Consider the following 14,805-nt stretch of genomic DNA (forward strand, 5'->3'; position numbering starts at 1 on the left):
CGGCGATCGACCCCGCAGGCGCCGACGTCGAGATCGACAGCGTCTACCGCCTGCTCGCGCGCAACGCTCCGCGCCCGCGCACCGAGGTCACGGTGGGCGGCTCGAGTGACACCATGTTCCTCGCCGAGATCGTCGGCGGCTGGTTCGTGATCTTCGCCGACGCCCCGCTCCCGGCGGGCGCGCCCGGCGTGGTGGCGGGCGACCACCTCCGCATCCGCGACACCGAGGCACTGGTGAACGGACCCGACGCCGTGGACGGCGGGACCGCGCCTGAGATCGACGTCGTCGGCTTCATCGATCTCACTGCGCCGTCCGCGGCAGGCACGGGCTCCGGCTGGGTCGACGTCGACATCGACGGATCCGTCACGCTCGAGGAGGTCCAGGACGACTTCCGCATCGGCCTCATCCGCTCGCGCACGTCCGACGTCGCCCTCGTCGCCGCGGTGAGCATGCTCGACGGCGACCCGGGCGACGCGGCCACCAACCCGGCCGACCCGCGCGACGTCGAGGGCGTGAACATCACGCTCACCGCGAGGACCGGTTCGATCGGCACCGAGAGCGACTTCCTCGAGATCAACCTCCTCGACACCGTGGGCCTCGCGCGCACGCCGGTGAGCGGCATCCTGAACGCCACGGCCGCTCTGGGCGTGCACCTGCTCGAGACCATCGGCGACCTGCGCGTCGGACTCGTCACCTCGAACCAGCTCGACACGACCAAGGTCACCGACGTGGCTCTCGTCACGGGCGCCGGCTCGATTCTGGACGGACAGACGGATGCCGCCGCCGACGTGGTCGCCGAGCGCATCGACCTGCGGGCGACCGGTGGCGGCATCGGCGCGCTCCTGGACGACCTCGACGTGAACACGTCGTCGATCACCGGTGCGGGCGGGCGCCTCTACGCCTCCGCCGATGCGAGCGTGTTCGTCACCGAGACCGACGGCGATCTGCGGCTGCTCGCGGCGACGTCGCGGACCGGCGACGTGCGCGTGACGGTCCCCGACACGAACGGCGTACGCGGACCCCCGTCGACGGGCACGCAGAACCTCATCCTCCTCGTCAGCGGCACGAGCCTGGTCAGCCAGGCGCAGCCTCGCAGCACGACCCCCGGCGCTGCCGACACCGCGACCACGACGCGCAGCGGCATCTGGGCCAAGGTCGACATCTCCCTCTGGGTGGGCGACGACCTGCTCGCCCCCGCGGGCTCCGACATCGTCGCCGGCCGCACCATCTACATCCACGGCGACGCCGACCGCGGACCCGCCACCCCGACGGCCACCGATCCCGACCCGCTGGGGACGCCTGTCGCCGCGAACGCCGACACGCACGCGAGCGCGGCCACGGCACCTGCCGGCTTCGGCACGACGATGACGTTCGCCGGACGCCTGGGCGGCGTCTTCGACCTCGACGGCGGAGCCGACCGCACGAACGGGGCGCTGATCTTCGGCCACATCGACGCCGACCACTTCGACTTCATGTCGACGCTCCTCGGCACCGCCGTGCACGTCTACGGCAGCCAGAACCTGTCGGCGACCGACCGCACCATCTGCGCCCCCGCAGTGCTCCAGGTCGGGTGCGGCGACGGCGAGGACGCGTTCCGCGTGCTGGCGCTGCGCACCCCCGACGACCCGGCCGCGCACACCCTCACGCTCGACGGGCAGCAGGGCACCGACTCCTACCGCGTCGAGACGACGACGGATGCCTCGCGCACCTACATCGTCAACCTCCTCGACTCGGGCGCACCGAACGACGGCGCGGACGTCGCGACGATCGTCGGCACCGACGGCGCGGACGTCTTCCTCCTGCGCCGGGTGACCTCGATCCCCGGCGAGAACGCCCACAGCCCCGCGTTCGTCGCCCTCGTGCACGGCACCGTCGAGGGCCTGCGCTCCTCGCCCGCTCTCGGCACCGGCGTCGAGCGGATCACCTACGACGCCGCGCTCAACGGCCGGCTCAGCGTCGAGTCGGGACTCGGCGACGACTTCTTCGCCGTCGACGACACCGCGACGACCATCACCCTCGACGCCGGCGCCGGCGACGACGAGTTCCAGCTCGGCCAGTTGTACGGCACCCCGCGGGACGCCTCCGCCGGCCTCGCGCCCGCCGATGTCTTCCCGCTCCTCATCCCGACGACGCGCGGCTACCTGAGCCCCGGCGTGAGCGCGCCGCTCGTCGCCCTCGGTGGCGCCGGCGACGACCGGTTCACGGTCTACTCGAACCGCGCCGAGCTGCGCCTCGAGGGCGAGGACGGCAACGACCTCTTCGTGGTCCGCGCCTTCGCGCTCGCGCGGACGGATGCCGCGGGGCACATCCTGATGGCGAACGGCACGGCGGTCCCGGCGATCGGGCTCTCGACCGGGCGTCCGCTCGACATCCGCACCGGCGGCGGTGACGACGAGGTGCAGTACACGATGAACGCGCCGGTGTCGGTGGACGGCGGAGCGGGCTACGACAAGCTCGTGATCCTCGGCACCGAGTTCCCCGACGACATCGTGATCACGGCATCCGCGATCTACGGCGCGGGCGTGAGCGTCCGGTACACGACCGTGGAGTCGGTCGAGATCGACGGCCTCGAGGGCGCGGACGAGTTCTTCGTGCAGTCGACCGCCGGCGGCGTCTCGTACCGCGTGATCGGCGGCCTCGGCAGCGACCGCATCAACATCGCGGGCGACATCTCGACCGACATCGTGGTGCGCGACATCGAGGGGGCGAGCGGATCAGTCGACCACCTCGTCACGTCGGGCGACATCCGCTACGACGGGATCGTCGCGCCCGGCATCGACCTGCACGTCGCGGGCGTGAACGAGGGGCTCGTGGTCATCACGGAGTCCGGCGGCGGCACCTCGGTCAGCGAGGGCGGCAGTGCGACATCGTTCGACTCGTACACCGTGAAGCTCTCGCGTCAGCCGGTGGGCAAGGTGTACGTCACGGTCTCGGCCGCCTCGCCCGGCGTCGCCGAGCGGCTAGGAGTGAACCCCGGCGACTCGGTGTGGCTCTGCGCCGGCACCGCCGCGCAGTGCGACGACGCGTTCGCCGAATTCCGCCGTCACCTCGTCGAGATGGGCGGCGTCGTCGACCCCGCGCAGCGCGCGGTCGTCCTCGTCTTCGACGGCTCGGACTGGAACGTGCCGCAGACCATCCACGTCTACGCCGTCGACGACCTGCGCGGAGAGGGCGACCGCGTGGTCGCCATCAGCCACACGACGATCGCGACGGACGCCGCCGACATCGCCGCCGGGTTCGACGGTGCGACCGTCCGCAACGTCGAGGCGCTCGTGCGCGACAACGACGTGCCCGGGGTCGTCGTCGTCGAGGTCACGCCCGGCACGTCGAACGAGGACCGCTCGACCGTGGTGCTCGAGGGCGCGAACGGCATCACCGACGAGATCCTCGTGGGGCTGGCCGCACCCGCCGCCGGCACCGTCGTCATCCGGCTCGACCTGCCGGACGGCCGGATCCGCCTCGAGAGCTCGGACTCGCGGTTCGACGCCGCGACCCGCACGATCACGTTCGCGGCGGGCGACGTCGCGCCGGTGCGCATCCGCATCGTCGCGATCGACGACGCCGCGCGCCAGGACCCGACCTGGGTGCGCCTCATCGCCCACCTGGTCTCGGCGCCGGCCGGCTACGCGTTCGCCGACCGCACGCTCTATGCAGACGTCCGCGACGACGACTCCGCGGGCGTCATCGTGACGCAGAGCGGCGGCTCGACGACCGTCGTCCGCGGCGGCACGGGCGACGACTACACGATCCGCCTCACCACGCCGCCGACCGCCGATGTGCACATCGCGATCCTCACCGACGGGCTCACCGACGTCGTCCTCGGCGGCCGCGTCACGATGCGCGCCATCGGCACCGCGGGCGCGGGCCTGTTCAGCGGCGGCGTCACGATCGACCCGGGAACGCGCCGCATCACGCGCACCGACGGCGGCAGCTTCCTCGCGGACGGCTTCCTCGAGGGCATGCGCATCTCGCTCGACGGCGGCGCGACCTCCTACAAGATCGCGGTCATCCGCGGCACGAACGCGACGTTCGACAACGTGATCGAGCTGACCGCCGAAGGCGCGCTGGGCGCGTTCGCCGGCACGATGACGCTGCGCCGGGTGGCAGCATCCATCACCTTCACGGCTGCGAACTGGGCGACGCCGGTCACGGTATCGCTGCGGGCCGACGCCCTGTTCGACGTGCCGCTCGTGCGCGAGGGCGTCAGGACGTTCGCCGCGCAGCCGCACCTGCTGTCGCAGCTCGTGGGTCCGGTCCAGATCGAGGGCGGCACGACTCGCGCCGATCGGTCGCTGCGGGGCGGCATCAAGCTGCCGGGCGAGACCGACGGGCCCCTGCTCGGCATCGGGAACGCGGCATCCGTTCCCGAGGGGCAGAACGTCGACATCCTGAGCATCTACGACGACTCGAGCGTGCAGGACCACGTCCGCACGCTGACCTCCACCAGCCTCACCGGAACGGGACTGCCCGCTGGGTTCACCGTCGACGGCGCGACCGCGTTCGGTGAGCCCGCCGTGGTGCCCGGCGGCATCTCGTGGGGCCGCGTCGAGTTCGCGACCGGCGGCGACGGCACGGTGACGGGGATCACGACGGATGCCTCGCTCTCGACGATCGAGGTGCTGAACCTGCTGCTCGGCACGGGCAACGACCGCCTGACGATCACCGGCACGCTGCAGCAGGCGCCCGAGGACGACGGCGACCCGGCCACCACCGTGAACCCGCCCGCCGCGCACGGATCGCTCACCGTCGTGCACGGCGGCGGCAACCAGCTCGTGGGCGGCGTGGTCGGCGGCGACACGATCATCATCACCGGCGGCAGCGGTCCCGCCTCGCCGCTGGTCGTCTACGGCGACACGTCGCAGGACGGCGTCTGGTACTCGGGCCGCCCGGCCGGCCAGGACGCGGGAGACTTCGGCGCACAGCCGTTCGACTCCTTCCCGGGGATCCCCGACGAGGACGAACGCTTCTGGCTGCCGCTGGCGAACCCGTTCGCGCACGCCGGCAACGATGTGATCGACGCGAGCGCGCTGTTCACCGGGGTGCCCGCCGGGGCCCTGCCCACCGTCGGCGTCGTGATCTACGGCGGCGAGGGCGACGACACGATCATCGGCAGCCAGGCGCACGACTACCTCGCCGGCGGTTCGGGCGACGACCTCATCCTCGGCCAGCGCGGCAGCGATCAGATCTACGGCGACTCGGGCGTGAACGTCGACGTCATCACGCGCCGCCTCGACATCCCGACGGCGAACGCGAGCACGCATCCCATGGCCGACGGCCTCGTCCCCGGAGACGACGAGCTGCACGGCGAAGGGGCCGGAAGCGCCGCGGGCGCCGCGGGCGACGACGACGACGTCATCTTCGGCGATCACGGCGTCGTGACGCAGGCCGTCACCCTCGAGCGCACCGACCTGCTCGGCGGACCGGTGTTCGTGCGGATCCAGACGGCGCGCCTCGTGACCGCCATCGCGACCGCCGAGCCCGCCGTGGGCGGCGACGACGTCATCTCGGGTGACGCGGGCGATGACCGGATCGCCGGCGGCAACGGCGCCGACGCCATCACCGGCGACGCCGGACGCGACACGATCTTCGGCGACCACGGCCGCATCCAGTACGCCTCGCCCGACGGCCTGCGCCACCTGGTGACGACGACCGACCCGCTCGTGGCGGCCGGTGGCGACGTGATCTCCGGTGGCGACGACCGTGACGTCATCCTGGGCGGCAACGGCGCCGACACGATCCGCGGCGACGCGGAAGCCGACATCATGCTCGGCGACCACGGTCTCGTGCGTGACGGCGCGACGCCGGCCGCGGCGGACGGCACGTGGGACCTCATCACGACGACAGACCCGCACCAGGGCGCGGGTGACGTCATCTTCGGCGGCACCGCCAACGACATCGTCTTCGGCGGCACGGGCGCCGACACCGTGGCGGGCGACGACGCCAACGACCTCATCTTCGGCGACCACGGCAAGGTCGAGTCCACCGTCCCGTACAGCGGCGTGCTCGGCATCTTCCTCGAGCTGCTCCCGCTCAACATGCCGCTCGCGGCACACCCGTTCCGGTGGACGTCGATCGACACGCTCGCCGCCCACGGCGGCGCGGGCGACCTGCTGCGCGGCAACGCCGGCGAGGACGTCATCATCGGCGGTCAGGGCGCCGACCGCATCACCGGCGGCGACGGCGACGACGACCTCATCGGCGGCCACAACGTCGCGGGCGGCAGCGACGGTGCTGATCCCGCTGGATGGGGCGACGTGATCGACGGCGGTCAGGGCGACGACGCCATCGCCGGCGACAACGCGAACCTGCTGCGCACCGGCGACATTTCGAGCCGGCGCTTCCAGGTGCTCACCGGAAGCGGTATCTACGCGCAGGACACCGGATGCGCCAACATCGTCAGCGGTGCCGGCGGCGCCTGCGGCACCAACCCGGCGAGCTCGTACGACGACCCGCGCGGCGCCAAGGAGCGCGACGTCGTGCTCTTCGACCACGACACGTCGACACAGCCCGGGCTGTACGCCGGCGACGTGATCGCCGGCGGCGCCGAGGACGACCTCATCTTCGGCCAGCTCGGCGACGACTGGATCCAGGGCGACGGCTCGGCGATCGACGACACCGGCGCGATCACCGTCGATGTGCGCACCACGCGCCAGTCGGCCGAGGACTGGGCGGGACCCGGCCGCGACGGCGACGACTACATCGAGGGCAACGGTGGGAACGACGTCCTCTTCGGCGGCCTCGGCCGCGACGACCTCATCGGCGGCAGCTCCGAGCTCTTCAGTCTCACGACGGCCGCGCGCCGGCCGGACGGCGCCGACACGATCTTCGGCGGTGCCGGCATCCGTCTCGTCCGCAACAACTACGGCGACCTCGAAGAGGGCGGCCACGCCGCGGACAGCGACGTGATCCTGGGCGACAACGGCAACATCCACCGCCTCGTGCGGATGGTGGCCACCGCGGCGGACGCCGACCCGTACACGCCCGGCACCGCGTTCCTCACCTTCACCTACGACACCTACGCCGGGGCCGTGCGCCTGCTGCCGCGGGCGTACATCTTCCTCGACTACACACAGGGGTCGGGCGCAGGCATCGGCGCGGCCGACGTGGTGCACGGCGAGGACGGCGACGACACGATCCACGGCCAGCTCGGCGACGACGTGCTCTTCGGCGAAGGCCAGGATGACGACATCTACGGCGGCTGGGGCAACGACCGCATCTACGGCGGCACCGGCGTCGACGGCATCATGGGCGACGACGGCAAGCTGCAGACCAGCCGCAACGGGCTCACCGAGCCGCTCAACAACCTGAACATCGCCGACGCGGCCCAGTTCGTGTCGATCCCCGGTCCGTTCACGGGCGCCGAGATCTACATCCTCGGGGAGCTGCTCAAGCGCGCCGACTTCGCCACCTGGGTCGACGGTGCGGTCAACCACGACGTGCTCTACGGCGGCCTCGGCGACGACTTCATGCACGGCGGCGAAGGCAGCGACTCCATGTCCGGCGCCGAGGCGATGCAGGAGTTCTACAACCGCGACCTGCGGATCGGGGCGCTCACGCGCCTGGCGACCGAGCTTCCGACGGTCGACACCGACCCGCTGCACTACAACGCCGACACGACGATGTTCGCCGACTACGACGCCGACGACCCGCGGTCGATCATCCCCGGGTTCCTCCTGAACTTCGACGCGTACGTGCTCGACGAGGCGACGGGGCTGCCGATCGACATCGACGGCATGAAGGTCAAGAGCGACGACGGCCGCGACCGCATCTACGGCGACCTGTGGCACGACTGGCTCGTCGGCGGCACGAATTGCGACTGGCTGTTCGGCGGCTTCGGCGACGACCTCCTCCAGCTCGACGACAACCTCGAGACCGCCGGCGGCGCGAACACCGACCCCGAGAACGACGACCCGCGCTTCCGCGACGGCGACTTCGCCTTCGGCGGCGCCGGGCGCGACGTGCTCATCGCCAACACCGCGCAGGACCGCATGTTCGACTGGGGCGGCGAGTTCAACAGCTACCTCGTCCCGTTCAGCCCGTTCGGCTCGCCGACCGTCAACCGTGGCTTCAGCCCGCACATCCGCGACTTCATCCGCGCCCTGTCGGTCGCCGGCGGCTCCGACGAGGGCCCGGGCGTCCCTTCGGGCGAGCCGTTCGACGAGGAGGCGCTCGTCGAGCCGAGCGACGGCCAGCTGTGGAACGACCAGCACGGCGGCCCCCGCGACCCGCAGCCGGGCAACATCGGCGGCACCGGGCGCGACGATGTGGGTGGCCAGAACCTGCACTGCCCGTGCGACCCGCAGACGATCCTCCGCGTCGTGAAGTACGTGAACGGGCAGGATGCGAACGAGTCGGGTCCGACGGTCCCCGTCGGGTCCACCGTGGTCTGGACGTACGAGGTCACCGTCGCGGGCACGATCTCGATCCGCCTCACCCGGCTCCTCGACGACGCCGGCACGCCCGCCGATCCGAGCGACGACTTCGCGCCCGTGTACCTCGGCGGCGACACGAACGGCAACGGGCTCGTCGACCCCGGTGAGATCTGGCGCTTCAGCGCGACTGGCATCGCGCGCGCCGGCCGGTACATGAACGTGGTGACGGCGGAGGGCGTCAGCGCGAACGGCCAGGCCCGGCGCGACAGCGACCCCGCCGTGTACATCGGCATCTCGGGCCCCGACGACGTGCTCCTCTTCGTCGAGAAGGCCGTGAACGCCGTAGACCCGCTGCACCCGACCCCCGCCGAGGACGCCGACACCGCGACCGGCCCCCTCGTCACCGCCGGCTCGCAGGTGGTCTTCACCTACCTCGTGACCTCCCTGAACGGCTCGGTCTCGGGCGTCACGCTGATCGACGACAACGGCACACCGGGCAACCCGAACGACGACTTCGCCCCGACCTATGTCTCAGGCGACACCAACCAGAACGGCTCCCTGGACCTCGGCGAGATCTGGATCTTCCGCGCCATGCGCGCCGCGATCCTCGGTCAGTACATGAACATCGCGACGGTGCGCGGCACCGGCGCCGGGCGCGCACTGGTGGGCACCGACGCGGCCAACTACTTCGGCATCCCGGTCGACGAGACGGTGCTGTTCGTGGAGAAGGCCGTGAACGCGGTGGATCCGCTGCACCCGACGCTCGCCGAGGACGCCGACTCGCCGACGGGTCCGCGCGTGGCGGTCGGGTCGCAGGTGGTCTTCACCTACCTCGTCACCGCCGTCGGCGGTCCCGTCTCGACGCTCACGCTGCGCGACGACAACGGCACGCCGTTCGATCCGAGTGACGACTTCACACCTGTGTACGTGTCGGGAGACACGAATGGCGACGGCATCCTCGATCCCGGCGAGATCTGGTACTTCCGGGCCGTCCGCGCGGCGATCCTCGGCCAGTACACGAACATCGCGACCGCGCGCGGCGCCGCCGGCGACGCGCCGCTGGTGGCCACCGACGCCGCGAACTACGTCGGGGTGCCTGTGGAAGGCACCGAGCTGTTCGTCGAGAAGGCGGTCAACGCCGTCGACCCGCTCCACCCGACCTCGGCCGAGGACGCCGACCTCGCGACCGGGCCCACACTGATCGTGGGTTCGCAGGTCGTGTTCACGTACCTCGTGTCGGCCGTCGGCGGCCCGGTGTCGAGTGTCACGCTCCGCGACGACAACGGCACGCCCGGCAACCCGAACGACGACTTCACGCCCGTGTTCGTCTCGGGCGACACCAACGGCAACGGCATCCTCGACGTCGGCGAACTGTGGCTGTTCCGCGCGATCCGTACCGCGGTCCTCGGCCAGTACACGAACACCGCGACCGTCCGGGGCGCCGCCGGCGGGGTCAGCCTCGACGCCACCGACATCGCGAACTACGTCGGCATCCCGGTGGGCCTGGTCTCGATCGACAAGGCCGTGAACGCGGCATCCCCGCTCGCGCCGACCGCCCAGGACGACGCCGACGCGGCGGCCCTCGCCAAGCCCATCGGCGTCGGCACCGCCGTCGTGTGGACGTACCTGGTCCGCAGCCTCACGACGTCCAGCCTCCACGGCGTCACCGTCGTCGACGACAACGGCAGCCCCGACGACGCCAGCGACGACTTCACCGCGGTGTACGTCTCGGGCGACGCCAACGGCAACGGTCTGCTCGATCCCGGTGAGGTGTGGCTCTTCACGTCGCTGGGCGTCCGGGTCTTCGCGGCGATCGCGGGGCTCTACGGCAACACCGCGACAGTGACCGCCTACGACGAGGCGAATGCCCCGGCCTCGGCACGCGACGCGGCCTACCATTTCGGCGCGATCACGCTTCCCGAGATCGTGAAGTACGTGAACGGACAGGATGCTGCGACCGCACCGGGCATCGAGCTTCCGGTCGGCGGCCCCGTGACGTGGACGTACGAGGTGCGGAACCTCGGCAACATCGCGCTCGCCGTCACCGTGATCGACGACAACGGGACGCCTGCGAACCCCGCGGACGACTTCACCCCCGCGTACGTGTCGGGCGATGCGAACGGCAACGGGCTGGTCGACCCCGGCGAGCTGTGGCTCTACCGGGCGGCCGGCTCCGTGACGGAGGGCGCGTACGTCAACGTCGCGACGGTCGTGGGCACCGTCCCGGGAACGGCGATCACGGGCCGCGACACCGATGACGCGCACCATGTCGGAGTGGTCGTCCCGCCGACAGGGGTCGTGGTCGTCAAGCGCGCCGACGGACAGGATGCCGACACCGCCGCAGCGGCCGTGCGCGTGATCCCCGGCTCGACGATCGAGTGGACGTTCGAGGTGCGCCTCATCGACGGTTCGCTGCCCCTGAGGGGCATCGTGCTGGTCGACGATCGCGGCACGGCCGACACCGCCGACGACGTGACGCTGACGCTCGTGAGCGGCGACGTGAACGGCAACGGCATCCTCGAGACGGGTGAGGTCTGGCTCTACCGCTGGACGACGATCGCGAGCGCCGGCGCGTTCCGCAACGTCGCTACCGTCTCCGGCACCGACCGGTTCGGCCGCGTCTTCACCGACGACGACCCGGCGCACGTCTACGGCGCCGTCGTCGGGATCGACGTCGAGAAGGCGATCAACGCGGTCGACCCGTGGCACCCGAACGGCCTCGAAGACGCCGACACGAGCGGCCCGCAGCTGCTCGCGGGCAATGCCATCGTGTGGACGTACCTGGTGCGCAACACCGGGAACACGCCGATCTCGGTGAGCCTCGTCGACGACAACGGCACGCCGGGCAACACCACCGACGACTTCACCCCCGCGTACGTGTCGGGCGACACCAACGGCAACGGGCTGCTCGACCCCGACGAGATCTGGCTGTACAGCTACAGCAGCACAGTCCGCACCGTCGACTACACGAACACCGCGACCGCGACCGGCACCGACGCCGTCACCGGGCAGACCGCGACCGACAGCGACGCCGCCGCATACCGCGCCGTGGCCGCGGGCGGCGCCGAAGGCCACACGCCCGGCTTCTGGAAGACGAACGCGACCAACTGGGGCGCGATCGCGTGGCCCCGCCTGCCCGACGGCTCGCTGCTGTACCGCCCCGACCAGACCGTCGGCAGCGTGTTCACAGCGGCCACCGGCGCATACGCGTCGCAGACGCTGCTGCAGGCGCTGGGCGCGGGCGGTGGTGGCGTCACCGCCCTGCTGCGCCACGCGGTGTCGGCCCTGCTGTCGTCGGCGCACCCCGAGATCCCCTATCCGTACACGACGGCCCAGGTCATCGCCCGCGTGAACGCCGTGCTCGCCGGCGGCAGCAGCGCCCAGATCAACGCCCTCGCCACCGAGCTCGACCGCTACAACAACTACGGCTCCGATCTCGACCAGCACGGCGTGGGCACCGGGACGCGGCTGGCCGACCCGGTGGAGCCCGCGGCGCCGGCGACCCTTCCCGCCCTGACCATCTCCGACACGTCGGTCACCGAGGGCAGCAAGGGATCCGGCACCACCGCGAGCCTCAGGATCACGCTGTCCGCAGCATCCACCGTCGACATCACCGTGACCGTCTCGGTGATCGGGGGCACCGCGACCAGCGGCACCGACTACAAGGGGGCGACCACGGTCACCCTCACGATCAAGGCCGGGCAGACGTCGGGCACGTTCTCGCTCACGATCGTGGCAGACAAGGCCGATGAGGCCGACGAGACGATCGTCGTCGGGCTGAGCACAGTGAGCGCCGGTGCGACCATCGCCGACGGCACCGGGGTGATCACGATCGTGGACGACGACTGACCCGCCCGTCTCGGTGGGTCCCGTCCGCGCGGATAGGCTCGATGTCATGCTCAACATGGCCGAGGGCATCGCGCGCCTCGGCGCGCTCGCCGAGTCCCCCGTCGTCTCCACGCTCGCCCGCGCGTTCTCCGACGCCGGGTTCGACCTCGCGATCGTGGGCGGCCCGGTGCGCGACGCGCTGCTCGGCCGCCCGACGAACGACCTCGACTTCACGACGAACGCGCGCCCCGACGACATCCTCAGGATCGTCAAGCCGATCTCGTCCGCGCGGTGGGACATCGGCCGCGCGTTCGGCACGATCGGCGCCCGCGTGCACGGCGAGCAGGTCGAGATCACGACGTACCGCGCCGACAGCTACGACGGCGTGACCCGCAAGCCCACCGTCGAGTTCGGCGACACCATCGAGGGCGACCTCGTGCGCCGGGACTTCACGGTGAACGCGATGGCGCTGCGCATACCCGGGCAGACGCTGGTCGATCCCACCGGCGGTGTCGAAGACCTCGTCCGCGGCGTGCTCCGCACCCCGGCCGACCCGGCGGTGAGCTTCGGCGACGATTCGCTCCGGATGCTGCGCGCCGCCCGCTTCGCGTCTCAGCTCGGCTTCGCCGTGGACCCCGCCACCGAGGCCGCGATGCAAGAGCTCCGCGCGACGCTCGAGATCGTGAGCCCCGAGCGCACCCAGGGCGAGCTCGTGAAGCTGCTCGCGACCGACGACCCCGTGCGAGGCATCCGCCTGCTCGTCGATACGGGACTCATGGCCGAGTTCCTGCCCGAGATCCCCGCGCTGCAGCTCGAGGTCGATGAGCACCACCACCACAAGGACGTCTACGAGCACTCCCTCACGGTGCTGCGGCAGGCGATCCAGCTCGAGAAGAGCCGGAATCCGGATGCTGCACCCGACGTCGCGCTCCGTCTCGCGTCGCTGCTGCACGACATCGGCAAGCCGGCGACCCGACGCCTCGAGCCGGGCGGCGGCGTCACGTTCTACCACCACGACCTCAAGGGCGCGCGGCTGGCCCGCAAACGCCTGCAGGAGCTGCGCTTCGACTCGGCGACCATCGCGACCGTGAGCCGGCTCATCGAGCTGCACCTGCGCTTCTTCGGGTACTCCGAGGGTGCCTGGACCGACTCGGCGGTGCGCCGGTACGTCCGCGACGCCGATGCCGAGCTCGATCGCCTGCATATCCTCACGCGCGCCGACGTCACGACCCGCAACGTCAAGAAGGCCACGCGCCTCGCGCGCGCGTACGACGACATCGAGCGCCGCATCGCCGAGCTCGCGGCCCAGGAGCAGCTCGATGCGATGCGCCCCGAGCTCGACGGCAACCGCATCCAGGAGGTGCTGGGCCTGAAGCCCGGCCGCGAGGTGGGCGAGGCGTACAAATTCCTCCTCGACCTCCGCCTCGACGAGGGCGTGGTCGGCGAGGACGAGGCAGAGCGGCGCCTGCGGGAGTGGTGGGCCGCGCGCGCCTGATCCCCTTCAGCGACGGATCCTCCGCTCCGCCACCTCGCGTGGATCACCGAGAGAGCGCGTGCAGATGCACCCCGACCCGCTCGGCGAAGGCGGGGCATCCGGCGGCGGTGAGCGCCTCCGTGATCGGCTCCGGGCGGCCCTCTCGCGTTCGGCGTGCGCGTGCGTGCTGCTCGGAGGTCACGCGCCTCACGTCCGCACCCGCGGTGTCGTCGAGGAGGCAGAGGAACTCGTCGGGGCTGTAGACGTCGAAGGGCGGCGGATCCTCTGCAGCGATCCCGTGAGGGTGGCTCGAGACCAGCACGTGGGCGCCGCCGGTCGCGGCGTCGGCCGCGGCGCGGTGGGGCTCGACGGCATCGTCGAGGTCGATGTCGGCGCCGACCGACCCGATCATCTCGTCGAGGCTGGTGGCGAGAAGCTCGAGACGTCGCCGTGAGGCCGCGCGCCGCGTCGGCTGCCGCCTCGACCACAGGCGGACGGAGTCCGTCACGACACCCGCGGACGAATGGAGCTGGAACGACCCGGTCTGGTGGCGCAGCAGCGCGAGCCATTCGTACGGGGTGCGCGCGGCGAGGACGTCGCTGTCGACGAAGACACGGTGCAGCACCCGGTCAGACTACCCAGCGAGGGTTGTCAATCGGCTCCGAATCCGGCTCCGAGCTCGTCGTCGAGCTCGCGCAGGGCGTCGAGGGCGTCGCGCCGCGCGCGGGCGCGTGTCCGCCGCAGCGCGAGGACGTCGGCGGTGCGCAGCCGCGTGTGGGTTCCCACCTGGTGGGAGGCGAGCTCGCCCGCCCGCACCAGCTTCATCAAGGTGGGCCGGGACACGCCCACGAGCTCCGCCGCGACGGTGGTGGTCAGCTCGTCGGGGAGCGTGGCCACCGACACGCGGCCGCGTGCCAATCCCTTGAGGACGTGGGCCAGGAACGACCCCAGATCAGCGGGAACCGCGGTGTGGGCGACGTCCTCCGCGGCGACGGTGAACCCGACGGTGCCGAGGTCGGGGACGCGGCGCAGGAGCTCGGCTGCCTGTTCGCGCAGGCCGTCTTCGATGAAGACTGTCCCGTTCGACAACAACACGCTCATCCGGCCCCCCGACCTGTATCGCGCACCACC

At 71.5% G+C, this 14,805-nt stretch carries 4 protein-coding genes (1 of these 4 only partly in view); 2 read left to right on the forward strand and 2 right to left on the reverse strand.

All coding sequences use genetic code 11. From position 1 onward, the window contains the following. Together Q9R33_RS08825 and Q9R33_RS08830 are read left to right on the forward strand one after the other, a co-directional pair. On the forward strand, nucleotides 1–12,221 hold the 3' portion of the coding sequence (locus tag Q9R33_RS08825) for a Calx-beta domain-containing protein (protein WP_311293508.1). The gene continues 15,703 nt to the left of window position 1, outside the view; the window shows 12,221 of its 27,924 coding nt (coding positions 15,704–27,924); its start codon lies beyond the left edge, outside the window; it ends in the stop codon at nucleotides 12,219–12,221. A 46-nt stretch (nucleotides 12,222–12,267) separates the two neighbouring features. Further along, the gene (locus Q9R33_RS08830) at nucleotides 12,268–13,695 is read left to right on the forward strand and encodes a CCA tRNA nucleotidyltransferase (RefSeq protein ID WP_311293509.1); all 1,428 of its coding nucleotides are present in this window, start codon (nucleotides 12,268–12,270) and stop codon (nucleotides 13,693–13,695) included. Between the two features lie 43 nt (nucleotides 13,696–13,738). On the opposite strand, the gene Q9R33_RS08835 is transcribed toward Q9R33_RS08830, so the two are convergent. Together Q9R33_RS08835 and Q9R33_RS08840 are read right to left on the reverse strand one after the other, a co-directional pair. After that, a complete protein-coding gene (locus Q9R33_RS08835; protein ID WP_311293510.1) occupies nucleotides 13,739–14,299 on the reverse strand; it encodes a hypothetical protein in 561 nt (186 codons plus the stop codon). A 26-nt stretch (nucleotides 14,300–14,325) separates the two neighbouring features. Further along, complete coding sequence (locus Q9R33_RS08840) at nucleotides 14,326–14,775, reverse strand: helix-turn-helix domain-containing protein (protein ID WP_311293511.1); 450 nt, start codon at nucleotides 14,773–14,775, stop codon at nucleotides 14,326–14,328. Nucleotides 14,776–14,805: the final 30 nt, after the last annotated feature.

Source organism: Microbacterium sp. PRC9 (assembly GCF_031844125.1).
Classification (GTDB): Bacteria; Actinomycetota; Actinomycetes; order Actinomycetales; family Microbacteriaceae; genus Microbacterium.

Coding starts and splice junctions, on each gene's coding strand:
- Q9R33_RS08830 (WP_311293509.1), top strand. CDS start 12,268: ATGCTCAACATGGCCGAGGGCATCGCGCGCCTCGGCGCGCTCGCCGAG.
- Q9R33_RS08840 (WP_311293511.1), bottom strand. CDS start 14,775: ATGAGCGTGTTGTTGTCGAACGGGACAGTCTTCATCGAAGACGGCCTG.